This window comes from Streptomyces sp. NBC_00726 (assembly GCF_045161735.1).
Classification (GTDB): domain Bacteria; phylum Actinomycetota; class Actinomycetes; order Streptomycetales; family Streptomycetaceae; genus Streptomyces.
This window is the reverse complement of sequence record NZ_CP108983.1, coordinates 1,689,605-1,714,690: the sequence shown is the minus strand read 5'-3', so window position 1 is coordinate 1,714,690 and position 25,086 is coordinate 1,689,605. Positions and strand designations below refer to the sequence as shown.

The 25,086-nt window shown below is 71.9% G+C and carries 28 protein-coding genes, 1 tRNA gene and 1 pseudogene; 19 read left to right on the top strand and 11 right to left on the bottom strand.

Annotated elements, in window-relative coordinates:
* Nucleotides 1–487 precede the first annotated feature (487 nt).
* The 6 genes from OG338_RS07680 to OG338_RS07655 all read left to right on the top strand — a co-directional run bounded on the left by OG338_RS07680 (nucleotide 488) and on the right by OG338_RS07655 (nucleotide 5,129).
* Entirely contained in the window at nucleotides 488–925 is a 438-nt protein-coding gene (locus tag OG338_RS07680) for a DUF3052 domain-containing protein (protein ID WP_018103344.1), read from the top strand.
* 199 nt (nucleotides 926–1,124) lie between these two features.
* On the top strand, nucleotides 1,125–1,583 hold the full coding sequence (locus OG338_RS07675) for a peroxiredoxin (RefSeq protein ID WP_164402589.1): 459 nt from the start codon (nucleotides 1,125–1,127) through the stop codon (nucleotides 1,581–1,583).
* 150 nt (nucleotides 1,584–1,733) lie between these two features.
* Nucleotides 1,734–2,309, top strand: a complete 576-nt coding sequence (locus OG338_RS07670) for a TerD family protein (RefSeq protein WP_026171553.1) — start codon at nucleotides 1,734–1,736, stop codon at nucleotides 2,307–2,309.
* A 158-nt stretch (nucleotides 2,310–2,467) separates the two neighbouring features.
* On the top strand, nucleotides 2,468–3,043 hold the full coding sequence (locus tag OG338_RS07665) for a TerD family protein (RefSeq protein ID WP_018103347.1): 576 nt from the start codon (nucleotides 2,468–2,470) through the stop codon (nucleotides 3,041–3,043).
* A 70-nt stretch (nucleotides 3,044–3,113) separates the two neighbouring features.
* Entirely contained in the window at nucleotides 3,114–4,241 is a 1,128-nt protein-coding gene (locus OG338_RS07660; protein WP_405936604.1) for a DUF475 domain-containing protein, read from the top strand.
* Between the two features lie 153 nt (nucleotides 4,242–4,394).
* A complete protein-coding gene (locus OG338_RS07655; RefSeq protein ID WP_405936603.1) occupies nucleotides 4,395–5,129 on the top strand; it encodes a Tellurium resistance in 735 nt (244 codons plus the stop codon).
* Between the two features lie 6 nt (nucleotides 5,130–5,135).
* Here the strand turns inward: OG338_RS07655 and OG338_RS07650 are convergent, their stop codons facing one another.
* Nucleotides 5,136–5,954 (bottom strand): TerD family protein, encoded by an 819-nt coding sequence (locus tag OG338_RS07650; protein ID WP_405936602.1) that lies wholly within the window; start codon nucleotides 5,952–5,954, stop codon nucleotides 5,136–5,138.
* Between the two features lie 221 nt (nucleotides 5,955–6,175).
* On the opposite strand from OG338_RS07650, the gene OG338_RS07645 reads away from it, so the two are divergent.
* The 4 genes from OG338_RS07645 (at nucleotide 6,176) to OG338_RS07630 (ending at nucleotide 11,439) form a co-directional block, all read left to right on the top strand.
* Nucleotides 6,176–7,339, top strand: coding sequence for an HpcH/HpaI aldolase/citrate lyase family protein (locus OG338_RS07645; RefSeq protein WP_405936601.1), 1,164 nt, complete (start codon nucleotides 6,176–6,178; stop codon nucleotides 7,337–7,339).
* Nucleotides 7,340–7,426: 87 nt separating this feature from the next.
* The gene (locus OG338_RS07640) at nucleotides 7,427–9,934 is read left to right on the top strand and encodes a phosphoribosyltransferase (protein WP_405936600.1); all 2,508 of its coding nucleotides are present in this window, start codon (nucleotides 7,427–7,429) and stop codon (nucleotides 9,932–9,934) included.
* Nucleotides 9,931–10,752, top strand: coding sequence for an HAD family hydrolase (locus tag OG338_RS07635; RefSeq protein WP_405936599.1), 822 nt, complete (start codon nucleotides 9,931–9,933; stop codon nucleotides 10,750–10,752). Before OG338_RS07640 ends, OG338_RS07635 begins: the two co-directional genes overlap by 4 nt.
* Before the next feature lie 27 nt (nucleotides 10,753–10,779).
* A complete protein-coding gene (locus OG338_RS07630) occupies nucleotides 10,780–11,439 on the top strand; it encodes an O-methyltransferase (RefSeq protein WP_405936598.1) in 660 nt (219 codons plus the stop codon).
* Nucleotides 11,440–11,503: 64 nt separating this feature from the next.
* Here OG338_RS07630 and OG338_RS07625 read toward each other — a convergent pair whose 3' ends face one another.
* The 3 genes from OG338_RS07625 to OG338_RS07615 all read right to left on the bottom strand — a co-directional run bounded on the left by OG338_RS07625 (nucleotide 11,504) and on the right by OG338_RS07615 (nucleotide 14,155).
* Nucleotides 11,504–11,713, bottom strand: a complete 210-nt coding sequence (locus OG338_RS07625; protein ID WP_405936597.1) for a zinc ribbon domain-containing protein — start codon at nucleotides 11,711–11,713, stop codon at nucleotides 11,504–11,506.
* A 73-nt stretch (nucleotides 11,714–11,786) separates the two neighbouring features.
* Nucleotides 11,787–13,280, bottom strand: coding sequence for a hypothetical protein (locus OG338_RS07620; protein WP_405936596.1), 1,494 nt, complete (start codon nucleotides 13,278–13,280; stop codon nucleotides 11,787–11,789).
* A 107-nt stretch (nucleotides 13,281–13,387) separates the two neighbouring features.
* Entirely contained in the window at nucleotides 13,388–14,155 is a 768-nt protein-coding gene (locus OG338_RS07615; RefSeq protein WP_405936595.1) for a DUF4097 family beta strand repeat-containing protein, read from the bottom strand.
* A gap of 174 nt (nucleotides 14,156–14,329) precedes the next feature.
* Here OG338_RS07615 and OG338_RS07610 point away from each other — a divergent pair.
* Nucleotides 14,330–14,401: transfer RNA gene (locus OG338_RS07610), tRNA-Val, on the top strand.
* Between the two features lie 136 nt (nucleotides 14,402–14,537).
* Nucleotides 14,538–15,257, top strand: a pseudogene (locus OG338_RS07605) (pyridoxal-phosphate dependent enzyme); the annotation flags it as partial.
* Between the two features lie 232 nt (nucleotides 15,258–15,489).
* Here the strand turns inward: OG338_RS07605 and OG338_RS07600 are convergent.
* Together OG338_RS07600 and OG338_RS07595 are read right to left on the bottom strand one after the other, a co-directional pair.
* Complete coding sequence (locus tag OG338_RS07600; RefSeq protein ID WP_405936594.1) at nucleotides 15,490–16,161, bottom strand: hypothetical protein; 672 nt, start codon at nucleotides 16,159–16,161, stop codon at nucleotides 15,490–15,492.
* Nucleotides 16,162–16,261: 100 nt separating this feature from the next.
* On the bottom strand, nucleotides 16,262–16,504 hold the full coding sequence (locus tag OG338_RS07595; RefSeq protein WP_405936593.1) for a hypothetical protein: 243 nt from the start codon (nucleotides 16,502–16,504) through the stop codon (nucleotides 16,262–16,264).
* A 64-nt stretch (nucleotides 16,505–16,568) separates the two neighbouring features.
* Here OG338_RS07595 and OG338_RS07590 point away from each other — a divergent pair, with 64 nt between their 5' ends.
* From OG338_RS07590 to OG338_RS07575, 4 genes are all read left to right on the top strand, one after another.
* Nucleotides 16,569–16,754 carry a hypothetical protein gene (locus OG338_RS07590; protein ID WP_018103370.1) on the top strand — a complete coding sequence of 62 codons (186 nt, stop codon included), beginning with the start codon at nucleotides 16,569–16,571 and terminating at the stop codon, nucleotides 16,752–16,754.
* 54 nt (nucleotides 16,755–16,808) lie between these two features.
* On the top strand, nucleotides 16,809–16,955 hold the full coding sequence (locus tag OG338_RS07585; protein ID WP_405936592.1) for a hypothetical protein: 147 nt from the start codon (nucleotides 16,809–16,811) through the stop codon (nucleotides 16,953–16,955).
* Nucleotides 16,934–17,269, top strand: a complete 336-nt coding sequence (locus OG338_RS07580) for a hypothetical protein (protein ID WP_405936591.1) — start codon at nucleotides 16,934–16,936, stop codon at nucleotides 17,267–17,269. The genes OG338_RS07585 and OG338_RS07580 overlap by 22 nt, the downstream gene beginning before the upstream one ends.
* A gap of 84 nt (nucleotides 17,270–17,353) precedes the next feature.
* Nucleotides 17,354–18,127 (top strand): class I SAM-dependent methyltransferase, encoded by a 774-nt coding sequence (locus OG338_RS07575; protein ID WP_405936590.1) that lies wholly within the window; start codon nucleotides 17,354–17,356, stop codon nucleotides 18,125–18,127.
* Between the two features lie 37 nt (nucleotides 18,128–18,164).
* Here the strand turns inward: OG338_RS07575 and OG338_RS07570 are convergent, their stop codons facing one another.
* From OG338_RS07570 to OG338_RS07555, 4 genes are all read right to left on the bottom strand, one after another.
* Nucleotides 18,165–19,052 (bottom strand): hypothetical protein, encoded by an 888-nt coding sequence (locus tag OG338_RS07570; RefSeq protein ID WP_405936589.1) that lies wholly within the window; start codon nucleotides 19,050–19,052, stop codon nucleotides 18,165–18,167.
* On the bottom strand, nucleotides 19,049–19,387 hold the full coding sequence (locus OG338_RS07565; protein WP_020207434.1) for a PadR family transcriptional regulator: 339 nt from the start codon (nucleotides 19,385–19,387) through the stop codon (nucleotides 19,049–19,051). The genes OG338_RS07570 and OG338_RS07565 overlap by 4 nt, the downstream gene beginning before the upstream one ends.
* A 25-nt stretch (nucleotides 19,388–19,412) precedes the next feature.
* Nucleotides 19,413–20,702 carry an MFS transporter gene (locus OG338_RS07560; protein WP_405936588.1) on the bottom strand — a complete coding sequence of 430 codons (1,290 nt, stop codon included), beginning with the start codon at nucleotides 20,700–20,702 and terminating at the stop codon, nucleotides 19,413–19,415.
* Between the two features lie 194 nt (nucleotides 20,703–20,896).
* Nucleotides 20,897–21,856 (bottom strand): LysR family transcriptional regulator, encoded by a 960-nt coding sequence (locus tag OG338_RS07555; RefSeq protein WP_405936587.1) that lies wholly within the window; start codon nucleotides 21,854–21,856, stop codon nucleotides 20,897–20,899.
* A gap of 91 nt (nucleotides 21,857–21,947) precedes the next feature.
* On the opposite strand from OG338_RS07555, the gene OG338_RS07550 reads away from it, so the two are divergent.
* The 3 genes from OG338_RS07550 (at nucleotide 21,948) to OG338_RS07540 (ending at nucleotide 24,232) form a co-directional block, all read left to right on the top strand.
* Nucleotides 21,948–23,444 carry an MFS transporter gene (locus OG338_RS07550; RefSeq protein WP_405936586.1) on the top strand — a complete coding sequence of 499 codons (1,497 nt, stop codon included), beginning with the start codon at nucleotides 21,948–21,950 and terminating at the stop codon, nucleotides 23,442–23,444.
* Between the two features lie 65 nt (nucleotides 23,445–23,509).
* Nucleotides 23,510–23,950 (top strand): hypothetical protein, encoded by a 441-nt coding sequence (locus tag OG338_RS07545; protein WP_405936585.1) that lies wholly within the window; start codon nucleotides 23,510–23,512, stop codon nucleotides 23,948–23,950.
* 57 nt (nucleotides 23,951–24,007) lie between these two features.
* Nucleotides 24,008–24,232, top strand: coding sequence for a DUF2277 domain-containing protein (locus OG338_RS07540; protein ID WP_405936584.1), 225 nt, complete (start codon nucleotides 24,008–24,010; stop codon nucleotides 24,230–24,232).
* Here OG338_RS07540 and OG338_RS07535 read toward each other — a convergent pair.
* Complete coding sequence (locus tag OG338_RS07535; protein ID WP_405936583.1) at nucleotides 24,219–24,878, bottom strand: DedA family protein; 660 nt, start codon at nucleotides 24,876–24,878, stop codon at nucleotides 24,219–24,221. The genes OG338_RS07540 and OG338_RS07535 overlap by 14 nt on opposite strands.
* Nucleotides 24,879–25,086 lie beyond the last annotated feature (208 nt).

The window sequence follows — 25,086 nt, the reverse complement described above, 5'->3', positions numbered from 1 at the left end:
GCCCCCGGGCATGAGGATGTGTACGCCATCCCCATCGTGTACCGCTGAAACGCGTACGTCATCTCTACCGAGAGGTAACCGCGAACGCGTCCCCGGCCCGGTTCCGCCGGGGCGGATGGACGGCCGCCGAGTGGGTATCGGTGCAGGCAGACGGTGTCGGACAGGATGGGGCAGGCAGGATGAGAAGGGATGGACCGCCACCATACGCCCAAGGCGTGCAAGTGTTCCCAAAGGCTGCTCGGCTCCGAATGCCGGACCGAAACGGCATAAGCTGTCCATGGACGTAGGACGCGACAGGAGTGGAGGAGGACGCGGACCCTCGCGGGGAGCCTGCCTGAAGGACGGCGACGTGACAGGAAACGTCACCGTTTAGGCGGTCTCGTACGCTGGGTACTTGCGCGATCCGCCGCTCCCGTGTGGACTACGGCCAACGCCCCGCGCCCGCGCGTGGCTGAAGCATTTTCCGAACATGATCAGGAGGCAACCCGTGAGCGCGACCGCGGACCACGCGGAGGAGCGGACCAACCCGGCGGCACGCCTGGGGTTCGAGCCCGGACAGGTGGTCCAGGAGATCGGCTACGACGACGACGTCGAGCTGGAGCTCCGTGAGGGCATTGAGGCCATTACCGGCCAGGATCTCGTCGACGAGGACTACGACGACATCGCTGACGTCGTCCTGCTGTGGTTCCGCGACGAGGACGGCGACCTTACGGACGCGCTGGTGGATGCCATTGGTCTGCTCGAGGACGGCGGCGTGGTCTGGCTGATGACGCCGAAGACCGGCCGTGACGGTTACGTCGAGCCGAGCGACATCAACGAGGCCGCCCAGACCGCAGGGCTCGCCCAGACCAAGAGCGTCAACGCGGGCAAGGACTGGTCGGGAAGCCGCCTCGTCACGCCCAAAGCGGCCAAGGCCAAGCGCTGACCCCACCAACCCCTGAAGGCCCCCGACGGCATCGCGCCGCCCGGGGGCCTTCGTACATCCGTGTCCCGGGTGCGCAGTGGCTTGATCCGCACCTGGGCGGGAAGCTGTCCCGGGTGCCGCACGGGCGCCCCGGGGGTCTGCGTAGGGTGGGGGTCACCCGGACAGCCCAGCCCGGTGACGTAGCGAAGGGACGCGTTTCATGGCGATCGAGGTCGGTACCCAGGCCCCGGATTTCGAGCTGAAGGACAACCACGGCCGGACCGTGAAGCTCTCCGACTTCCGGGGCGAGAAGAACGTGGTCCTGCTGTTCTACCCGTTCGCCTTCACCGGCGTCTGCACGGGTGAGCTGTGCGCGCTCCGCGACGAGCTGCCCACGTTCGAGAACGACGACACGCAGCTGCTGGCCGTGTCCAACGACTCGATCCACACCCTGCGGGTCTTCGCCGAGCAGGAGGGCCTGGAGTACCCGCTGCTCTCCGACTTCTGGCCGCACGGCGAGACCTCGCGGGCCTACGGCGTCTTCGACGAGGAGAAGGGCTGCGCGGTGCGTGGCACCTTCATCATCGACAAGGAGGGCGTGGTGCGCTGGACGGTCGTCAACGGCCTGCCCGACGCGCGCGACCTCAACGACTACGTCAAGGCGCTCGGCACCCTCTGATCCGGCTCCGGCCCGGATCGCGGGCCGACCCGGGGCGGAAAGCCTGTTTCGGCCGGGAACCGGTCACTAGGATCCACTCGTTGATCGGATGTCAACACGACGAGGAGGCGCCGGCACCGGCCGGCCCCCAAGAAACCAATGGGAGGACTCGTGGGAGTCAGCCTCAGCAAGGGCGGCAACGTCTCGCTGACCAAGGCCGCGCCCAACCTGACCGCGGTCATCGTGGGTCTTGGCTGGGATGCCCGTACCACCACCGGCGGGGACTTCGACCTCGACGCCAGCGCTCTGCTGACGAACGCCGAGGGCAAGGTCGCCAACGACGGCAACTTCGTCTTCTTCAACAACCTCAAGAGCCCCGACGGCTCCGTCGAGCACACCGGTGACAACCTCACCGGTGAGGGCGAGGGCGACGACGAGGTCATCAACGTCAATCTGGCCACGGTTCCGGCAGACGTCGACAAGATCGTCTTCCCGGTCTCGATCTACGAGGCCGAGACCCGCCAGCAGAGCTTCGGCCAGGTCCGCAACGCGTACATCCGCGTCGTCAACCAGGCCGACAACAGCGAGCTCGCCCGCTACGACCTGTCCGAGGACGCGTCGACCGAGACCGCCATGGTCTTCGGCGAGCTGTACCGCAACGGCGCCGAGTGGAAGTTCCGCGCCATCGGCCAGGGGTACGCCTCCGGTCTGCGTGGCATCGCGCAGGACTTCGGCGTCAACGTCTGACCTGCCCGGGGCCCCGGCCCCGGCACCAGCATTTCCGTCCGGCGCCGCACCACGTGCGGCGCCGGACGCGCTCGCCGGACAGTTCTTCCGGCCGCACGGGTTCGGCCGGCGGCTCCGTCCGGTACAAAGACGGTTCATAGACTCGGGGAGGACACACCATGGGCGTCACGCTCGCCAAGGGAGGCAATGTCTCCCTCTCCAAGGCCGCACCCAATCTCACCCAGGTGCTGGTCGGGCTCGGCTGGGACGCACGATCCACGACGGGGGCCGATTTCGACCTGGACGCCAGCGCGCTGCTGTGCCAGTCGGGCCGGGTCCTCGGCGACGAGTGGTTCGTGTTCTACAACAACCTCACGAGCCCCGACGGTTCCGTGGAGCACACCGGTGACAACCTCACGGGTGAGGGCGAGGGCGACGACGAGTCGATCATCGTGAACCTCACGCAGGTGCCGGCCCATTGCGACAAGATCGTCTTTCCGGTCTCGATTCACGAGGCCGACAATCGCGGCCAGACATTCGGCCAGGTCAGCAATGCGTTCATCCGCGTCGTTAATCAGGCGGACGGCCAGGAACTCGCGCGCTACGACCTCACCGAGGACGCCTCCACGGAGACCGCGATGATCTTCGGCGAGCTCTACCGCTACAACGGCGAGTGGAAGTTCCGTGCAGTTGGTCAGGGGTACGCGTCGGGACTCCGGGGCATCGCTCTAGACTTCGGGGTCAACGTTTCGTAAAGCCGCGCACGGCGCGGGGGAGCCCCGTGCTCATCGGGGGAGACCCGTTACATACATGATGGGGTAGCCAGTGCTTCTGAAAACCTTCGGGTGGTCGTTCGCGATCACCGTGATCGGCCTTGTGGCCGCGTGGTTCTACGGGGGGTGGGAAGCCTTCGGTGTGGTGGCGATCCTTTCCGTCCTGGAAATCTCGCTGTCCTTCGACAACGCCGTGGTCAACGCCGGAATCCTGAAGAAGATGTCCGCCTTCTGGCAGAAGATCTTCCTCACCATCGGCGTGATCATCGCGGTCTTCGGTATGCGGCTGGTCTTCCCCGTCGTGATCGTGGCCATTACCGCCAGCCTGAACCCGGTCGACGCCATCGACCTCTCGTTCAACGACCCGGACCGCTACAAGGAACTGGTCACGGACGCCCACCCGGCGATCGCCGCCTTCGGTGGCATGTTCCTGCTCATGATCTTCCTCGACTTCATCTTCGAGGACCGGGACATCCAGTGGCTCCGCTGGATCGAGCGCCCGCTGGCCAAGCTCGGCAAGGTCGACATGCTGTCGGTCTGCATCGCGCTCATCGTCCTGCTGATCTCCGCGATGACCGTCGCCACCCACGCCCACCAGCACGGCGGCGGCCATGTGGACAAGGCGGAGACCGTCCTGCTCTCCGGCATCGCCGGGCTGATCACGTATCTCATCGTCGGCGGGCTCTCCGGCTACTTCGAGGACAAACTCGAAGAGGAGGAGGAGCGCGAGCACGAGGCCGAGGAAGAGGCCAAGCGGAGCGGCAAGAAGATCTCCGCGGTCGCCCTTTCCGGCAAGGCCGCCTTCTTCATGTTCCTCTACCTGGAAGTCCTCGACGCGTCCTTCTCGTTCGACGGTGTGATCGGCGCCTTCGCCATCACCAACGAGATCGTGCTCATGGCGCTCGGCCTCGGCATCGGCGCCATGTACGTCCGTTCGCTCACGGTCTACCTGGTCCGCCAGGGCACCCTGGACGACTACGTCTACCTGGAGCACGGCGCGCACTACGCGATCGGCGCGCTGGCGGCCATCCTGCTCATCACGATCCAGTACGAGATCAACGAGATCATCACCGGCCTCGTCGGCGTCGTCCTGATCGCCTGGTCCTTCTGGTCCTCTGTCCGCCGCAACAAGGCGCTGGAGGCGGAAGAGGGCAAGACCGAAGTGACCGCCGGGGTGTGACCCGGTAGGAATTGAGGGAACGCTCTCTGCGGGGCGGCTCGTACGGCAAGGTTCCGGGACACACCCGGAGACGGCCCGGAGCCGCCCCGCAGTGGTGCGTGCGTCGTACGCGCCGCGTGCGACGGGTGAGGACCGAGAGGGGCGGGGTCGGGGATGGCGTTCTGGAACAGCCTGTGGCCGGGGCGGGAGTCGCAGTTCGAGTCGGGCAGCGCGGCCACCAACTCCATCGTGCTCACCCGGCGGCACGCCACGGTCTCGCTGACCAAGCAGGGGGCGCTGACCGGGAACCTCCGCGTCAACCTCTCCTGGCGCATGCGCACCTCGGACATCGGAGGCCGCTCCCGGCAGAGCGGCCGGCTGCTGCGCCCCTTCAAGCTCTTCCAGCCGGAGGCCGTCCAGGCGCACACCCAGGGGATGGTCAACGTCGACCTGGACCTCGGCTGCATGTACGAGCTGGCGGACGGCACCCGGGGCGTGGTGCAGCCCCTGGGCAATCTGCTCGGCGATCTGAACGGGCCGCCCTACATCAGGCTCAGCGGCGACGACCGCTTCGGCGCCCCCTCCGGCGAGACGCTCTACGTCAACCTCGATCAGCGCGAGCACATCAAGCGGCTGCTGTGCTTCGTCTACATCTACGACCAGACGCCCGCCTTCGACCGTACGCACGCCAAGGTGACGCTCTACCCGGGCAACGGGCCGCGCATCGAGATCGAGCTGGACGAGCGCGCCCCGCAGGCCCGCTCCTGCGCGGTGTTCACGGTGGAGAACATCAAGGACGAGCTGATCGTGCGGCGCGAGGTGAAGTTCGTCTACGGCTTCCAGTCCGAGCTGGACCGGATGTACGGCTACGGCATGCAGTGGGGCCGCGGCTACAAGAGCCGCGCCTGAGTGTCCTCAGGGCCGTATGAACTGCGGACCCTGCGGGGGCAGCACGAAATTCGGGTCCGGAGCGGGCGCCGCCGCCGGTGCGGGCTGCGGGTAGCCGTAGGAGGGCTGCGCGGAGGCCGGCTGGGGATAGCCGTACGAGGGCTGCGGCGCCGGGACCGCGGTGGGCTGGGGATAGCCGTACGAGGGCTGCTGGTGCAGCACGGTCGCCTGCGAGTCCGGTACGGGGGCCGGGGCGGGCGGGGCCGAGGGCGGCGCCGGGGCGGGCGGCTCGGGCTCGGGCTCCGCCTCGTCGACCGAGATGCCGAACGCGGTCGCGAGGCCGATGAGCCCCGTCGGGTAGCCCTGCCCGACCGCCCGGAACTTCCAGCCGTCGCCGCGCCGGTACAGCTCGCCGCAGATGATCGCGGTCTCCTCGCCGGTCTCCGCGCGCACGTCGAACACGGCGAGCGGTTCGCCGCCGGCCGCCGCGGCGTCGTAGACCAGGATGCGCAGATCGCGTACGGCCTCGAAGGCGGCCCCGTCCGAGGACGCGGCGATGACCACCTGGTCGACCGAGGGGTCGAGTGCGTTCAGGTCCGCCTCGATGGTGTCCGTCAGGCCCTCGGGCAGGCTGCGCTTGGGCAGCCTGCGCACCAGGCCCGAAGGGTGGCGCGGCTGGTTGTAGAAGACGAAGTCCTCGTCCGAGCGCACGCGCCCGCCGGCGCCGAGCAGCAGGGCCGAGGCGTCCACATCGGGCACCCCGGTACCCGGCGTCCAGCGCAGCACGGCCCGTACGGCCATGGCGTCGAGGGGGACGTTCGAGCCTTTCACCATCGCGTGCGTCATGCCGGTCATCCTGCCTGCTGGCCGCCCGCGCGGACAACGCGGGGGGCGGGGTCCGTGTCCCGGGGGCCGGGCGGATTCACCCGCTCCGCCACTTTTGGGATTCGTGCGAAACGGTCACGACGCCCGGAATTCACCCAGGCCGGGAACCGTCGACATCCGTTCGTACGTACTATTACCGGCCACACGTTGTCCGGCCAGTCAGAGAGTACGGGGGGAATTGCATGCGTCATTTCGGGCATATCGGAGATGCGGTGAAGGGCGGGCTCTTCTTCCAGGAACCCTGTGCGTTCGACGCCGACTCGCCGGCCCCCCTCCTCTCCGCCGCCCTCGGCGCCACGCTCTACAGCCCCGCCACCCGCCCCCGGCTCGCCGACGACATCGTCAAGCTGGCCGGGCGCGGAGTCGTCTCGATGGTGCTCTGCCTGGAGGACTCGATCGACGACTCCGAGGTCGCCGGGGCCGAGGAGAACCTGGTCAGGCAGTTCGCCGAGCTGGACGCCCGCTCCATCGAGCTGCCGCTGCTGTTCGTCCGGGTCCGCGAACCGGAACAGATCACCGACCTGGTGCGCCGCCTCGGCGCGTCCGCCCGGCTGCTGTCCGGCTTCGTGCTGCCCAAGTTCACGCGCGCCCGGGGCGTCCCGTTCATGGAGGCCCTGACCAAGGCCGAGGCCGCCGCGGGCCGCCGGCTCTTCGCCATGCCCGTGCTCGAATCGCCCGAGCTCCTTCACCTGGAGAGCCGCCGCGAAACCCTCCGGGGCATCGCCGAGACCGTCGCCGCACACCGTGACCGGGTACTCGCGCTCCGCCTCGGCGTCACCGACTTCTGCTCCGCCTACGGACTGCGGCGCTCGCCCGACATGACGGCGTACGACGTCGGCATCGTCGCCCACGTCATCGCGGACGTCGTCAATGTGCTCGGCCGGGCCGACGGGACGGGCTTCACCATCACCGGACCCGTCTGGGAGTACTTCCCCCGCCAGGAGCGCATGTTCAAGCCGCAGCTGCGGAGCAGCCCCTTCCAGGGGAACCGGGCCGAGGCGCTGCGCACCGCGCTCATCGCGCACGACCTGGACGGACTGCTGCGCGAGATCGACCTGGACCGGGCCAACGGGCTGCTCGGCAAGACCTGCATCCACCCCTCGCACGTCGCCCCCGTGCACGCGCTGTCCGTGGTCAGCCACGAAGAGTTCAGCGACGCCCAGGACATCCTGCGGCCCGAGAGCGACGGCGGCGGGGTACTGCGCTCCGCGTACACGAACAAGATGAACGAGGTGAAGCCCCACCGGGCCTGGGCCGAGCGCACCCTGCTGCGCGCCGAGGTCTTCGGCGTGGCCCGGGAGGACGTCGGCTTCGTGGACCTGCTGACGGCCTGCCTCGCGGAATGAGCGGGGCCGGCGGGACGATCGGAGAGGGACACCGGCGCCGAGCACGGCACCGGGTCCGACAGTCGAGTGGAAAGAGGGACGGCGGACGTGGTGTGGTCGGGTAGCTGGGTGGCGGAGCGACTGGGCGTCGGGCTGGTGGGCGACGGGGAGCTGCGCGAGCTGCTGGGCCTCGCCCTGCGGCGCAACCCCAAGCGGGCACACCTGCTCGTCTCCAACGTGCTCGGCAAGCATGTGCCGCAGCGCCCCTCCGTGGTGTACGGGGCCGGCGTCGAGCTGGGCCGCCGGGTGCGGGCCCTCCTCGGCGAGGACGGCGCGCGGCGCGCGGTCGTCGTCGGCTACGCGGAGACGGCCACCGGCCTCGGCCACTCGGTCGCCGACGGCCTCGGCGGGGCGCCCTACCTCCACTCGACCCGCAGGCCGGTGCCCGGGGTCGCCCGGGCGGGCGGCTTCGAGGAGGCCCACTCGCACGCCACCTCGCACCTGCTGCTCCCCGAGGACCCGGAGCTGCTGGCGGCGGACGGGCCCGGTGCGGCACTGGTCCTGGTGGACGACGAGTTCTCCACCGGCAACACCGTCCTCAACACGATCCGCGCTCTCCATGAGCGCTACCCCCGCGACCACTACGTCATCGTCGCCCTGGTCGACATGCGCTCACCGGCCGACCGGGGCCGCCTCACCGAATTCGCGGCCGAGATCGGCGCCCGCGTCGACCTGGTGGCCCGCAACACCGGCACGGTCACCCTCCCGGACGGCGTCCTGGAGAAGGGCCAGGCCCTGGTCGCGGAGCAGGAGCGGCAGCAGGAGCAGGAGCGGCAGCGGCAGCGGGAGCGGGAGCGGCAGCCGGAGGGCCGGCCCGGGGATCGGCCCGGGGAGACGGCCCCCCGCCCCCACACCCGCCTCGACCTCCCCTGGCCGCCCGGCGTCCCCGACGGCGGCCGGCACGGCTTCACCGAGGCCCACCGCGCCCTCCTGGAGCCCGCGCTCCCCGCCCTCGCGGACCGCGTCGCCCAGGCGCTCGGCGAAGGACCCCGCCGCGTCCTCGTCCTCGGCTTCGAGGAGCTGATGTACGCGCCGCTGCGCCTGGCCACCGCCCTGGAGGACCGCACCGACACCGAGGTCCGCTACTCCACGACCACCCGCTCCCCGGTCCTCGCCGTGGACGACCCGGGCTACGCGATACGCACCCGGCTGGTCTTCCCGGCCCACGACGACCCGGCCGACGGCCCCGGCGAGCGCTACGCCTACAACGTGGCCGGCGCCGGCTTCGACGCCGTCGTCCTGGTGGTCGACTCCGCCGCCGACACCCCGGCCCTGCACGCCCCCGGCGGCCTGCTGGACCGCCTCGCCCCGCACACCGCGCAGGTCCTGCTCGCGGTGATCCCCTCGTACGTCCCGGGGGCGCCCGCCCCCGAACGCCAGGAAGAAGCCCCCATGCAGTTGCCCGAGCCCCTGCGCGGCCCCGCGTTCTCCTCGTACGCGCCGGACGAGGTCGGCTGGCTGCTCCAGGACCTCTCGGACACCCGCCTCGAAGCGCCCACGGAGGAGCGCGAGGAAGCGATACAGAGCGGGGGCGCGCACTACGCGGAATCGCTCCCCGTCGAGTACCAGCCCTCCGCCGAGTACCAGGAACTGTTCAGGAGCGCCCTCGCGCTGTCGGCCGCCCGGATCGCCCGCGCCGTGGGCACGGTCACCGAGACGGTCCTCGCCGAGCGCGGCCCGCGCCCGGTCCTCGTCTCGCTCGCCCGGGCCGGCACACCGGTCGGCGTGCTGATGCGCCGCTGGGCCCTGGCACGGCGCGGTATCGACCTGCCGCACTACGCCGTCTCCATCGTGCGCGGACGCGGCATCGACGCCAACGCGCTGCGCTGGCTGGCCGAGCACCACGACCCGGCCGACGTCGTCTTCGTGGACGGCTGGACCGGCAAGGGCGCGATCACCCGCGAACTGGCCGCCGCCGTCGCCGAGTTCGAGAAGGCCGGGGGAGTGGCGGGCTTCGACCCGGAGATAGCGGTGCTGGCGGACCCGGGCGGCTGTGTGCGGACGTACGGCACCCGCGAGGACTTCCTCATCCCCTCCGCCTGCCTCAACTCCACGGTGTCCGGGCTCATTTCCCGTACGGTCCTGCGCGCCGACCTGGTCGGTCCGCACGACTTCCACGGCGCGAAGTTCTACCGCGAGCTGGCCGCCTCCGACGTCTCCGGCCTCTTCCTCGACACGGTCGCCGCCCGCTTCGACGAGGTCGCGGACGACGTGGACACCGAGGTGAAGGAGCTCCTGGCCGCCGACCGGGCGCCCACCTGGGAGGGCTGGGCGGCCGTCGAGCGCATCAGCGAGGAGTACGGCATCCACGACGTCAACCTCGTGAAGCCCGGCGTCGGCGAGACCACCCGGGTCCTGCTGCGCCGCGTCCCCTGGAAGATCCTCGCCCGGCGCGGCGCCGGCCCGGACCTGGACCACATCAGGCTCCTGGCCGAGCAGCGCGGCGTACCCGTCGAGGAGGTCGACTCGCTCCCGTACACCTGCGTAGGGCTCATCCACCCGAAGTACACGCGCGGGGCGACCGGCGCCGACGGCAAGGCGGTGGAGTCCGCGTGACGGCCACCCCGGTCACCCTCGTCGCCAGCGACCTCGACCGCACCCTGATCTACTCCTCGGGTGCGCTCCAGCTCACCATGGTCGACGCACGGGCGCCCCGGCTACTGTGCGTCGAGGTCTACGACCACAAGCCCCTGTCGTACGTCACCGAGACCGCGGCCGGTCTGCTCACCGAGCTGACCTCCGCCGCCGGCACGGTGTTCGTCCCGACGACCACCCGCACCCGCGAGCAGTACCACCGCATCCGGCTCCCGGGCGCACCGGCCGAGTTCGCGATCTGCGCCAACGGCGGCCACATCCTGGTGAAGGGCGAATCGGACCCGGACTGGCAGCGGACCGTGGCCCGCCGCCTCGCCGACGAGTGCGCCCCGCTCGCCGAGGTCCGCGCCCACCTCGTCGCCACCGCAGACCCCGCGTGGCTGCTCAAGGAGCGCGTCGCCGAGGAACTGTTCGCGTACCTCGTGGTCGACCGCGCCGAACTGCCCCCGGACTGGACGAAGGAGCTCGCCGCCTGGGCGGAGCCGCGCGGCTGGACCGTCTCGCTCCAGGGCCGAAAGATCTACGCCGTGCCGCGCCCGCTCACCAAGAGCGCGGCCATGCGCGAGGTCGCCCGGCGCACCGGAGCCACACAGACCCTCGCCGCCGGTGACTCCCTCCTGGACGCGGACCTCCTGCTCGCCGCCGACCGGGGCTGGCGCCCCGGCCACGGCGAACTCGCCGACGCGGGCTGGAGCGCCGCCCATGTCGAGGCCACCGCCGAACGGGGCGTGGCGGCGGGCGAGGAGATCCTGCGCCACTTCCTGCGGGCCTCGGGCTGATCGTGCGGGCGACCGTAGAGTTGTGCGATGACCAAGGGAAACTCCACCAAGATCACCGATGAGCTGTACGCGTACATGCTGGCGCACAACCCGCCACTGGACGCCGTGCAGCGCGAACTGGTCGAGACGACCTACGCGCGGCTGCCCGACCACGCGGGCATGCAGTCGGCCGAGGAGCAGGGCCCGCTGCTCGCCTTCCTCGTCCGGCTGACCGGTGCACGGCACATCGTGGAGGTCGGCACGTTCACCGGCTTCTCCGCCCTCGCGATGGCCCAGGCGCTTCCGGCGGACGGGCGGCTGATCGCCTGCGACGTCTCGGAGGAGTGGACGGCGTACGGCCGCGAGGCGTGGCAGAAGGCGGGCGTCGCCGACCGCGTCGACCTGCGCATCGCCCCCGCCCTGGACACCCTGCGCGCCATGCCGGAGGAGCCGCACATCGACTTCGCCTACCTGGACGCGGACAAGGGCAACTACATCGCGTACTGGGAGGAACTGGTGCCGAGGCTGCGCCCGGGCGGGGTCATCACCACGGACAACGTGCTGTTCCACGGCCGCGTGACGGACCCGGACGCGACGGGCGCGGCGAAGGCCATCCAGGAGTTCAACGACCATGTCTCGGCGGACGCGCGGATGGACAGCGTGCTGCTGACGGTGTCGGACGGGCTGACGCTGTCCCGCAAGCGGTAGCCGCCCGGGGCGGCGGGTTCCCGGGTGCCGGGGCTCCCGGCACCCGCGCGCCCTGGCCCGCCGGTCAGCCGCAGCAGCCCCCGCCGCAGCAGCCGCCCCCGCCGCCCCCGGCGGACGGCGCGGGCTGGGAGCCGCCGACGGCGACGGCGGAGAGCAGCTTCACGGTGTCCTCGTGCCCGGCGGGGCAGGAGGCGGGAGCGGACGACTCGGCCATGGGCCGGCTGAGCTCAAAGGTGTCTCCACAGGAGCGGCAGCGGTATTCGTAACGAGGCATGACACCAGGCTATCGGCGCCGGGCCCCGGGCTGTCCACCGTGCGGGGCCCGGGACCGTCCGAGGCGGACGGTGTCAGTGGGTGCCCGCGCCGCGTTCCTCGCGGATGTCGGCGACGACGTCGGCGACGGTCTGGCGCAGGCCCTCCGTCACGGTGAGGAAGTGCCAGTAGTCGGGGTGGCGGCTCTCCAGGGCGGTGACGGCCTGGTCCAGGCGGGCCACCGCGTCGTCCAGCGGCCGGGCGTGCCGCGGCTCGGGCGTGTGGCGGCCGGCCATGGCGAGGCGCTGGGCGTCGCGGATGGCGAAGCGGGTGCGCTGGATCTCCTGCTGCGGGTCCTTGGCGACCTCGTCCAGCCGGCGCAGGCGGTCACCGGCGGCGGACACCGCCTCGTCGGTGGCGTTGAGCAGGGCGCGCACGGTGCTGAGCCGGGACGTGGCGTCGGCCCAGCGCTGCTCGTCCCGGGCCTGGGCCGCCTCCTTCAGCTTCTCCTCGGCCCGGCGCACATTGACCGCGGCTTGCTCCGGCACCGGCTGGAGGTCCTGCCAGCAGGCGGCGGAGAACCGGCGCCGCAGCTCGCTGAGGACGGGCTCGACGGACGCGGACCGGGTGGTCAGCGCCTGGGCGCGGGTGCGCAGGGACACCAGCCGGCGGTCGATCTCGGCGGCGCGCTCGGGCAGCTTCGCGGCCTCGGCCCGTACGGCTTCGGCGTCGCGCAGCACCCGGTCGGCGCGTTGCAGGGTCTCGGTCACGCCGTGCCGCCCGGCGCCCTGGTTGAGCATGGTCAGCTCGGGGGCGAGCGCGGCCAGCCGGGCGGCGAGATCATCCGCCCGCAATCCGGACGCCCGCACCGAATCGAGAGCATTGCTCGCGCCGAGGAGCGCCTGCCGCGCGCGCTCGATCGCGGGGGCGAGCCGGGCCAGCTGCGTCTCGGCGCTCCCGAGGAGCGGCCCGAGCCCGGCGCCGAACCGGTCGAGCTCCCCCTTCACCCGTACCAGCTGCTCCTTCGCGGAGGTCAGCTCGGCCCGGGCCCGGGACGCGACGGACGGTTCGAGATCGTCGCGGTCGAGGTCATGGGCGTCGACGGCGGTGATGTACGCGTGACTCGCCTCGTCGATGCGCCGGCCGAGCGCGGCGAAGTCGTCCACGGCCTTGCGGGCGGCCGGCGAACTGTCGACCGCGGTGATGGTCTCGATGGAGATCTTGAGGTCGCGCTGGGCGGTGTCCAGCTCGTAGAACGCCTCGGCGGCCGCGTCCTTCGCCGCCTGGGCTTCGGCCCGCTGCCCCTCGCCACGCCCGCCGAACCACCGACGGGTCCCGCCGCCGGTGACGGCGAGGGGCAGGGCGACGGCGAGGAGGGGGAGGGGCGCGAGGACGAGAACGCACAGATCCCGCAGGCCGACGGCACGCCGGTCGGGCCGGTCGCACGGGCCCGTGGCGCGGCGGGCGTCCTGGCCACGCGGGTCCGGAACGGGCCGGGCACCCGGATCCGCCCCCACCGCACGACGCCGACTCCGCTCCCGGACCGCTCCGGCGACTCCCGCCTGCGGCTGCGCGTCTGTCGCCGTCACATGCCTCTCCCGTGCCGTTCCGCCCCTGCCGGATACATTCTCCCACCAGTAAGGACGAACACACGTGCCGGTTAGTTCACGGCGGGCGCGACGACCGCGTCGATTTCTCAGCCGGCGTGCCGGACGGCGACTCCGCCGTTGTCGCTGCGGGCCTTCACCACGTGCCGGCTGTTGTCACTGCGCGGCACCTTCACGTCGACGTGCCCGTTGTCGGCCGACGCGGAGACGGCGTAGGAGGTCTTGCCGGCGGGCAGGTCGATGGCGATGCGCCCGTTGTCGCTGACGGTGTCCACGAGGTCCGGGACCCGGGTGAGGTCGAGCTGCACGGACCCGTTGTCGGACCGCGCGATCACGGACCGGGAGGAGATCCGCTCGGCGCGTACGGACCCGTTGTCGCTCTTCAGGTCCAGGGGCCCGCTGACGTCCCGGACGACGACGCCGCCGTTGTCGGAGTAGAGCTTGAGCGGCGTGGTGAACTCGGACGCGGTGACCTTCCCGTTGTCCGCGTCCACGGTCAGCGCGAGCCCGCGCGGCACCTTCACCGTGTGGCGGGCCTCGCAGTCGCTGATCATCGCCTTGCACTTCACGCGCAGGGTGAGCGTGTCCCCCTCCAGCTTCCACACGGGGTCCGGCCCGCTCCCGAGGACGACCCACCCGTCGACCCTCCGCGTCACCTCGATCCGGTCCACGTCGGCCGGGACGACGTCCACGGTGGAGTTCTCCGCGTCGATGGTCAGCGCCTTCCCCTCGAACGCGAACGACTTGTGCTCGGCGGGCGCGTCCTCCACGTCCGTGCTCCCGCACCCGGTGAGCGCCGCGACGAGCAGAACGGCGCCCCCGGCGGCCACGAACGCGCTGCGATTACGGATGGTCATGGTGATCAGGTCCCCCTGGGCCGGCGCTGCGATGTGCCCCCACGGTAGGCAACCGGGCCCACCCCGGACGATCCGGACGGCTACCGTCTCCGGGGTGGGGCTATCCCCCGTACGCCCACCCGAAACCGATTGTCGACATGCCCCGCGAGCCATGTAACCTGTTCCTTCATCCACGGGTGCGTAGCTCAGGGGTAGAGCGCTGCTCTTACAAAGCAGATGTCGGCGGTTCGAAACCGTCCGCGCCCACCTACACGAAGGCCCCCAGCCGAAAGCGGCTGGGGGCCTTCTTCATGTCTCCTGGCTGTACGGGCAACTGACCTCCGATGGGCGGTAGGTTCGTTGTGCTGTCCTACTGAGCGTGGAGGGGAACGTGCTGATCACCGTCGCGGTCGCGGAGATGGCCGGTGCGCTGGGGATCAAGGCGACCGTCGTCATGCCCCGGTCCGCTCCCGGTCGCGCCGTGGAGATCGCCGAGGCGGCCGGGGCGGGTGTCGTCCTCGCCGACACCATGGGCGGCGCCTTCGCTCTGGTGGACGAACTCCAGGAGTCGGGGCTCACGCTGGTCCACCCCTTCGGCGATCCCGTCGTCATCGCGGGCCAGGGGACGGTCGGCCTGGAGTTCGCGGAGGATGCCGGCGAGCTCACCGACGTACTCGTCAGCATCGGTGGCGGCGGGCTGATCTCCGGTGTCGCGGCCGCGCTGCATGCGCGCCGTCCGGGTGTACGGGTCTGGGGCGTGGAGACCGAGGGGGCGCGCGCCATGTCCGAAGCCCTGGCGGCCGGCGGGCCGGTACCGGTCGAACTGTCCTCGATCGTTTCGACGTTGAGCGCCCCGAGCGCCTCGCCGATCACGTACGAACATGTCTCGGCCATGGTCACCGATGTCCTCACCGTGACCGATGCCGAGGCCGTGCGGGGGGTCCTCGATCTGGCCGACCACGCGAAGGTCTGGGCCGAGCCCGCCGCCGGATGCCTGCTGCCCGCGGCACGCCAGGTGCTTGAGCGCGTCGGTGAGCACGCCCGGCTCGGCCTGGTCGTCTGCGGCGGCAACGCGACCACCGCCGATGTGACCGCCTGGGCCGGCCGGTTCGGGCTGCGCTGACCTGGACCGCACGGCGCGCAATGGCCGGATGACGTTGACGATTTGGGTCGATGACCGGCAGATGACTACGTCGACCTCGAACTACGCCTTCCGGGCACGACCGTGTTGGTTCCGGTCGAGGGGGCGGCGGAGGGGTGGGCGAAGGCCCGGGAGGGGGTGGCCTTTGCGGGCTGCCTGGTGACGGCCAGGGAAGTCGCCGGTCCGGCAGAGCGGAAGAACACGTGACGGGGGCTCACTTGAGTTGTACGAGGTAACCCGGCTGAGTGCCGTCGATCGTTTTGATGGCCGTGCCGGAGGTGACCCAGAGGCTGGTCGGCTTGTCGCCGGCCGGGATCTCGAACACGCCGTGGACGGGCCCCTGGCTGCCCGGATTCAGGCCGAATGCCGGTGCCACCTTGCCCTTGCTCTGCCAGTACTGGGCGTAGTCCATGGCGTAGTCCGCGTCGACTTGTGACTCGCTGTAGTGAGTGTCGCCCACGTTCAGGCTCACAGTGTTATCGGCGTCCCACGTCGCCTCGTTGTGCCCGATGTTGACCGCCGTCATCGTCAGCACACAGAACTGCTTTCCGGATTCCGGTATGGGGGTGGGCGTGGGGGCGCCGACGGATTCAGCGGCGTCCGCCATCACCGCCGGGTCCAGGGGCTTGCCGCAGATCATGCTGTCCACGGTGAATTTCCACCGGTTCGGGTCGTCAGCCGTGTTCGTGGCGATGACGGTGACGGTGAAGGGCTTACCCATGGCGACGACTCCGAGCACTTCGGCGCCCGTGGGCGCGTCGCCGGCGGGGTCGCCGCTCGCCTGCTTGGCCGCGGCACCTACCGCAGGGCTGGACGACGCTTCGCCGCCATCGGCGGCCCCGCTACTCCCGGAACAGCCGGCCAGGGCTACGACCAAGGCTGCCATCGCAGTCGTACCGCACGCTTTCCGACCCAGTGCCATAGCCCTATGCTCGCCCGTCTCCTGCTCCGGCGCGCGTTGAGCGGAAGCCTCGCGCGGCAGCGCCTCACGGACGCGCCGGGATCGGGGCTTCCTCCGCCCGGGCCGCCGTGACCAGGACGGACAGGGACGAGTGGGTTTCCTGGAGTGCGGTGATGCGGTCGTCCAGGCCCTGGAGGTGTTGTTCCAGGGTGTCCAGCTTGCACAGGGTCACCGTGCCGTCCTGCCGTACGCACGGGAGCAGGTCGCGGATGGTGCGGGCCGGCAGGCCCGCGGCCAGATCGCCGATCTTCAGCCTCGTCGGGTCCACCCGGGGCGAACCCGGCAACCTGGCCTACCTCCGCGGAGAGCGCTCCACTCGGTACAGTCGCCGGGTGACCAGCGAGCCCGAGCCGAAGATTCCCGAGATCACCCGTACCGACTGTGCGCGGTGCGGTACCGAGGTGCACGGTCTGGCCGGGCGGTATGCCTGTGCGCTCTGCGGGTGGGTCAACCACTACTCGGAGGGGCATGAGGAGCTGCCCGGTCTGGACGCGGACCCCGACCACGGGCGGCGGTAGGACGTGGCCGGAAGCCGGGTGCCGTCCCGGTCGTAGGGCCCCTGGCCTGCCAGGATGGGTGACGCGCGTGCTGGACTGATGGCCGTCGGCGACCAGGGCGCTTCGCCGTTGCGGTTGCCCGCCTTCCGGCGGTTTCTGCTGGCCCATCTCGTCTCCGCGACCGGGTCCGCGATGGCCCCGTGGCGCTGGCGTTCGCCGTGATCGAGCAGGGCGGGGGCCGCGCAGGCGGTCGTGGCGGTGCTCGTGGCGACCGGGACGGCGACCACCGCCGCGCGGCCGTCGTCGCCTGGTCCACCGCCATGCAACAGCAGGTGCCCGACGAGGAGTTGGGCCGCCTCAACGCCTTCAACTCGCTGGGGGAGCAGATCGCCGTCCCGGCCGGCTACCTCCTGGTCGCGGCCGCGTCCGCGTACTGGTCGAGCGGGCACATCCTCCTGGTGTGCTCCGTCGTCATCCTCGCCGCCGGGGTGGCCAACGCCTGCGTACGCGATGTGCGCCGGATCAGGCGGAGGTGAGGAACCCCGGCGCTTCCGGGCGGCCGAAGGATCATCGAAGGGTCGGTGATTTGTATATGTCGTTCACCGACCTATAGTGGCGCCATGGCATCCAAGAAGAACCTCGTCGCCAACCGCGAGTCCCTGGCCCACAAGGTCCGTTACGCCGCGAGCCGGCCGGACCGCATCGCGCCCTATCTGAAGCGGGCCGCCCGCGACCGGTGGCTGGCCTTCAAGCACCCGGACCACGTGAACTACTACCGGGCCGTGATGGCCTCGGACACCCGGCGCAACCCGGAGGCCGCCGTCGGCAGCCAGACGCACGAACGGTGGCTGGCCTTGGGGCAGATGCAGTTCGACTACCTCGTGGAGCACGGGCTCGCCCCCGGCGCCAGGATGCTCGACATCGGATGCGGGAATCTCCGGGCCGGCTGGCGGTTCATCGACCATCTGGAGCCCGGGCACTACTACGGCATCGACATCTCGCCCGACATCCTGATCGCCGCCAAGCGGACGCTGACCACGCAGGGGCTTCAGGCCAAGGTGCCGCACCTGACCATCACCAAGGACCTGACGCTGGACTTCCTGCCCGACGCGCACTTCGACGTCGTCCACGCGCACAGCGTGTTCTCCCACTCGCCGCTGGAGATCATCGACGAGTGCCTGGCCCACGTGGGCCGCGTCCTGGCGCCCGGCGGGCACTTCGACTTCACCTTCGACCGCACCACCGGCGCCGAACACCAGGTGCTGCGCGAGGACTTCTACTACCGCACCGAGACCCTGATCGACCTCGCCGCCAAGCACGGGCTGCGGGCGCGGTTCATGGAGGACTGGGAGAAGCTGGGGCACGGGCAGTCGAAGATACGCGTGACCGCCTGACACCCCCGCGCCCTCGGCCGGTACCCGCCCGGCCTCCTCAGCCGGTGCTCGGCCCGCCCCGCAGCCACCACAGCCGCAGTGCCACCCCCGCCGCCGCCACGACGGCCAGCGCCGGGACCACGGTGTCCCGGTCCACCGCCCCGGCGCAGTACCCCATCGCGACGAACGGCGCCCCGGCCAGCGCGAACCGGCCGGGCGTGCGCAGCCGGGCCAGCGCCGGGCGGCCCGCCAGGAGCAGGGCGGCGGCCATCGGGACGCACAGCCGCCAGAGCATGTACGCGAGCTGGCTGCCGGTGTCCGCCAGGGGCAGGGCGGCCACCGCGAGCCCGGTCCACAGCAGCAGCGCGACCCGGGCCGCGGCGCCCAGGGCACGCCCGGGCGGGCGCAGGTCCGGCGGGCAGGTCAGCGGCAGCGCGGCCACCGCGACCGGGGCCAGGAGATACGGGACGGCGGCGGCCGGGGGCAGCACCCCGGCCGTCAGCGGGACCACGAGGAGCGCGGACTCCTGGGCCAGCGTGCCCGCGAACGCGCACCGCGCCCCCGCCGCGAACCGCCCGCCCAGCGCCAGGACCGCCCCCGCCAGCGTCACCAGGTCGCAGCCGATCATGACGAAGCTGAGCGGGACCAGGGAGTCCGGGTTCCCGCTCAGCCGCCAGTCACCGAGCACCGAGACCAGGCCGAAGGCGGCGTACGCGGCCGTCGCGGCCAGCGCGAAGGGCGCGGCGGCCGCGAACAGGCGGCCGGCGGGGTGCGCGGAGCCGAGGCGCAGCCGCATCCGCAGCGCGTGCGCCACGATGTCGCCCGCCTCCCGGAACCGGGCGGTCCGGCCCGCGCCCTCGGTCGCCTCGCGGTACGCCTCCGCGATGTCCGCCCCGAAGGCGCGGCGGTAACCGGCCGGGTAGAGCCGCAGCAGCGGGGCGCTCATGCGGTGGCCGGCTTCCCGGCGACACCCAGCCGCCGGGTCGCCTCGCGCGCGGTGGCGGCGATCCGCCGCGCCTCGGCGGCCAGGGTCTCCCGGCCGGTCGCGGTGAGCGTGTAGGTGCGGCGGAGCCGGCTGTCCACGACCTCCTCCGCGTGCACCTCGATCAGGCCCTCGTTCAGCAGCCGCTCCAGCGCCCCGTACAGCGTGCCGGTGCGCATCCTGACCCGGCCGCCGGAGATCGTCTCGACCTCGCGCGCGATGGCGTAACCGTGCCGGGGCTCGTCCGCCAGGGCGGTCAGGAGGAGGAGGGTCGGTTCCTGCATCGCACGTTCGCTCATGCCCGTATCGTACGCCAGGCATGGGTCACTCACCGGCATATGACGGGCCGCCCTGAGCTGCCACGGGAAGGACCTTCCCCAGGCGGGCCAAGGGGGAGAGCGCCATGAAGAGCGGGGAGAGGGCGAGCGCGACCGCCGTGACGAGGAGGCTCGGGCGCAGCCCCCACGTACCCGCGAGGAAGCCGCCGAGCAGGGAGCCGAAGGGGGTGAGGCCCATCCCCGCGAAGTTGATCGTCGCCACCACCCGAGCCTGGATGCGGACCGGCGTGACCGCCTGGCGTACGGACATCACCGTGACGTTGACCAGCTGCCCGAACGTACCGAAGACGAGGTTGACGGCCATCAGCACGGGCAGGACCAGGGGCCCGGAGCCGTGCAGCGCCGGTACGCCGAGCAGCACGCCGTCCGCCAGGACCGCCGACCCCACCAGCACCACGCCGTACCCCAGCCGCTCCGGCAGCCGTGCCGCGAGCAGCGACCCCAGCACCGCGCCCGGGCCCGTCGCCGCGAGCGCCAGGCCCACCTCGGCGCCGGACAGGCCCAGTTCGCGCGGCAGGAACAGGAGATAGACCGTCATCAGCGCGGCGAACGAGAACTGGAACAGGGCCGAAGCCAGCCCCACCGCACGCAGCGCCGGATGCCGGGCCACGAAGCGGAGCCCCTCGTGGACGCGCCGCAGGACCGGTGCCGGGGCCCCGGCGGGGGCGGGCACGCGTTCCGGGCGGCGAATGCGGCCGATCGACACGGCCGACAGCACGAAGAAGCCCGCACCGGTGACGACCGCGAGCAGCGGCGAGAACACCGACATCAGCGCCCCGCCGAGCGCCGGGCCGCCGATCCGCGCCGCCGACCTGCTGCCCTCCAGCGCGCTGTTGCCCCGCATCAGCAGCGCGCGGTCCACCAGCCGCACCAGCGACGCCTGGTACGCCACGTCGAAGAACACGCTGCCCACCCCGAGCAGGGCGGCCACCACGAGCAGGACCGGCAGCCCCAGCACACCGAGCAGATATGCGAGCGGGACCGCCGCCAGGGCCAGCGCCCGGCCGAGGTCCGCCGCCACCATCACCGTACGGGTGCGGCGGCGGTCCGCCCACGCGCCCGCGAACAGCGACAGCAGCAGGATCGGCGCCTGCTCCACCGCGCGCAGCAGACCGAGCGCCCCCGCGTCGGCGTGCAGCGAGACGACGGCGACCAGCGGCAGGACGACCAGGAGCGCCTGCTCGCCGAACTGGGAGGCGGTCTGCCCGGCCCACAGGCGCAGGAAACCGGAATCCCGCCGGAGGGCGGGGGAGTGGATACGGGAATCGGAATGCACGATGGCCCCTTCGGGCTGCGGACGGCAAGGCTCCGCCGCCACCCGACGCGGAGGTGTGCGTCGGCGGTCCGGCGGGAAGGGCTCGCTGTGCCGCGCTCGAAGGCAGCACGCGATGACGGGTCGTTCTACGACGTCAGCGCGTGCGCGGGCTACCGGGCAACTTTCCCTCCTTCGGGCCGTCGGGTGAGGGGAGGTTAGCCGCCCGGCGGAACGGGGAACAGCGGATTTCCGCCGCCGTCGCCGTCCGGTGCCTCATCACGGGCCAGCTGCCGGAAGCACTCCCGTAGCCAGGCGTGTGCCGGATCCGCGTCGTGGCGCGGGTGCCAGGCCATGCCGAAGGGGAGCGGCGGCAGCGGGAGGGGGAGTTCGAACGTCCGCAGCCCCAGAGGTTCCGTCAACGACCGCGTCCGCAGTGGCGCGAGCCCGACCAGATCGCTGCGGAGCAGGATGAACAGGGACGACGGCAGGGTGCCCACGCTGGCCACGACCCGCCTGCTCAGGCCGAGTTCCGCGAGGGCGGTGTCCACCGGGCCCGTCGTCCGGCCGCGCCGGGACACCGTCACATGGTCGGCGGCGGCGAACCTGGCCGGGGTGATCTCCCCGGCCAGGAGCGGGTGGCCCGGGCGCACCACGCCCACCATCCGGTCGTCGTAGAGGTGTTCGCCGTGGACCTCCGGGGAACGCGTGTCGAGCACCCCCACCTCCAGGTCGGCGGCGCCCTCGCGCAGGAACGGGCCGTCCACATGGCTCTCCATCAGGAACCGGAGCCGTACGCCCGGCGCCTCGCGGGCGATCCGGGCGAACAGCGCGGGCCCGGAGACCGCCGCCAGGAGGTCCTGGGCCAGCACCGTGAACGTCCGCGACAGGGCACGCAGGTCCACCTTGCCGCCCGACAGGAACAGCCCGCGCGCCCGCTCCACGACCGCGCGCACCTCACCGTGAATGGCCAGGGCGTGCGGGGTCGGCACCATCGTGCGCCCGGCGCGCACCAGCACCGGATCGCCCAGCGCCTTGCGGATGCGGCCGAGGGTGCGGCTCATCGCGGGCTCGGACAGATGCAGCCGGGCGGCGGCCCCGGAGACGCTGCACTCGTCCAGGAGAACGTCCAGGGCGACCAGGAGATTGAGGTCAAGGCCGGATTGCGTCACGCGCATACATCCCTTGTCAAAGATGCATTGGAAAGCAAGTCATGCCAACTCTACGGTGGACAGCACATCCCACCCGCCACGGCTCCCAGGAGGAGTGTTGTCCCCGTATGCCCAGAAGGCCCCGCATACCCGGAAAGCCCCGCGTCTCACCCCCGCCGCGCAGTACGCGCTCTGCGCCTGTGTGCTCGTCGCACAGGGCATGGTCGCCGCCGTCAACCTGCTCATCCCGCAGCTCGCCGCCTCCGCCCTGCACCCGTCCGCCGGCGAGATCCTGTGGTCGGTCGACGCCTATGTCATCGTCTTCGCCGGGCTGCTGATCCCGGCGGGCGCGCTCGGCGACCGCTTCGGCCGCAAGGGCGCCCTGCTCGCCGGACTCGGTCTCTTCGCGGCCGGTGCCGCCGTCAGCGCGCTCGCCACCGTCCCCGCCGTGCTCATCGCCGGACGCGGGGTGTGCGGGGCCGGGGCCGCGCTGATCATGCCCGCGACCATGTCGCTCCTGATCACCCTCACCCCGCCCGCCCGCAGGTCCCAGGCGCTGGCGACCTGGACGCTCGCGGCCGGCCTCGGCGGCCTCGCGGGCAACGTCGGCGGCGGTCTCGCCGGACAGTTCGCCACCTGGCGCGCCCTGTTCTGGGCGATGGTGCCGCTCGCCGCGCTGCTCGCCCTCGCCGTCGCCCGCCTCACACCCCGCAGCCCCGAGCGCTCGGACGCCGCGCCCGAACCGGTCGGCTCGCTGCTGCTCGTCGCCGCCCTCACCGCCCTGGTGTACGGGATCATCGAGGGCCCGCCGCAGGGCTGGGGCTCGGCGCGGGTGCTGACCGCCTTCGGCCTCGGAGCCGTACTGCTCACCGTGTTCACCGTCCACGGGCTGCGCGCCGCACGACCGCTGCTCGACCCCCGGATCTTCGCATCGCCGGCGGTGCGCGCCGGGACCCTGGGCATCGCCGCGGCCTTCTTCGGGCTGTTCGCGCTGTTCTACGTCAACTCCCAGTACCTCCAGTACGTGAAGGGCTTCCCGGTCGGCCTCGCCGGGGTGGCGATCGTGCCGCTCACCGTCGGGATGGCCGTCATGCCGAAGTTCGGGGCGCGCTGGCAGGACCGGTACGGCATCCGCCCGGTGGCGGGCGGCGGGCTCGCGGTCATCGGCCTGGGCCTGTTCCTCGTCTCGACCGCCGACGGCAGCACCCCGTACGCCCTGTACGCCGTCCATCTCCTCGTCATCTCCGCCGGTACGGGGCTCTGCGCGCCCGCGCTGACCGCGGCCGTCGTCGCCGGGCTGCCCGCGCACCGCAGCGGCCTCGGCTCCGGGCTCAACACGGCGGCGCGCGAGATCGGGGCGGCGCTCGGTGTCGCCGTCGTCGGCACCGTGCTGGCCTCCGAAACGGGCGCGGGGCGCACCGGGGCCGCCCACGCGGCCGCCTTCGCCCCGGCGATGTCCGACGGGCTGCGGGTCGTGGCGGCGGTACTCCTGGTCGCCACGGTGTTCGTGGTCCTGGGGACTTCGGGGCGGCCGCGCGGTGTGGCGGCGGAGGAGGCGGGGAACGGGGACGGGGCGGAGGCCGCCGGCGTCACCCGTACGGGTGTTTCCACCTAGCCGCGCCGGGAAGGGCGGCGCAGGGTCGGTCTGACCTGTACGTCCCCTCCGGCCCTGGAGTCCTCATGGCACAGACCGCGCCCCCGCCGGGCACCCCGTCCCCGCCCTCCGCACCGCGCCCGGAGGACGAGAACCCCTGGGCGTCCGGCGGGGTCATGTTCGCCGGTGTGCTGCTGCTGGTGGACGGGGTGCTCGACGCGATCAAGGGCATCGCCGGTATCGCGTCGGACGACGTGTACGCGCGGATCAACGACTACGTCTTCAAGTTCAACGTGACGGCCTGGGGCTGGATCCACCTCATCCTCGGCATCGTCATAGCGATCGTCGGCTGGGGCATCCTCCGGGGCTCCGCCTGGGCGCGCGGGGCCGGTGTGGGGCTCGCGGCGCTCAATATGATCGCCAACTTCATGTGGCTGCCCTACCAGCCGGTCTGGGCCGTGGTCTCCCTCGCCATCGACACCTTCGTCATCTGGGCCCTGTGCACGGCACGGAAACCGGTCATCTGACCGGCCGCTCCGGGCAGGGTGTGTGCCGTTGTCAGTGGCACGGGTCACACTGGAGTCATGTGCCGCAGTATCAAGACGCTCCGACCGCCCGTCCTGCCCGAAGAGGCCACCGAGGACGACATCCGCGCCGCCGCCCTCCAGTTCGTCCGCAAGGTGTCGGGCTTCCGTGCCCCCGCCGCGCACAACAGGGAGGTTTTCGACCGGGCCGTGGACGAGATCGCCGAGGCGACCGCCCGGCTGCTCGACGGACTGGAGATACGGGGCGGGGTCAGGAAGCCATAGGGGGCGCGGCGGCCGCGGCGGCGGCCGGGCGCCGCATGAGCAGCGCGGCGAAGGAGCCCGCGAGGAACAGGGCGAGGACCGAGACGGCCGTGCCCAGCCAGCTCGCGCCCAGCCACTGCGCGCCGAAGTAGCCGAGCCCCACGCTGTAGCCGGCCCAGGCCACGCCCGCGACGGCCGACCAGGGCAGGAATTCCTTCGCCTTGCGGTGCGAGGCGCCCGCGCCCAGCGAGACGACCGAGCGCCCGGCCGGGGCGAAGCGCGCGATGACGACGAGGATGCCGCCGCCCCGGCTCAGCGCGGCGCCGAGGCGTTCCTGTGCGGAGGTCAGGCGGCGGGAGCGGGCGATGGCGCGGTCCAGCCGCTCGCCGCCGTGCCGGGCCAGCCGGTACGCGGCGAAGTCGCCGAGCACCGAGGCGGTGGCGGCGCACAGGACGAGGGCCAGCAGGGAGGGGACCTGGGTCACCTGACGGGCGGCGCCCGCCGCGTCGGCGGCGACACCGGTGGTGCCGGCCGCGGCGGCCGTGGCGGCGGTGATGACCAGCACGCCGCTGGGCAGTACGGGCAGGAAGACGTCCAGCAGCACGGAGAGGGCGACCACGACATAGATCCATGGGCTGCCGGTCAGCGCACCCACACTCTCCAGCACCGTCTACTCCCCGATCGGTAACAACGCCGCGACGTCGCAGGGGAGCGGCAGGAGCGGCAGGGTCAGCTGTACAGCGTACGCCTGCCGTTCACCCGGTGATCCATATATATGCGTGATGTTGGGCACCCCGGGGCGGGTGGGGCTTGGGCGCGCACCGCCGGGGAGCGGTTTCCCGGCGGTACGCGAGGGGTGTGCGGGGCCCGGTCGG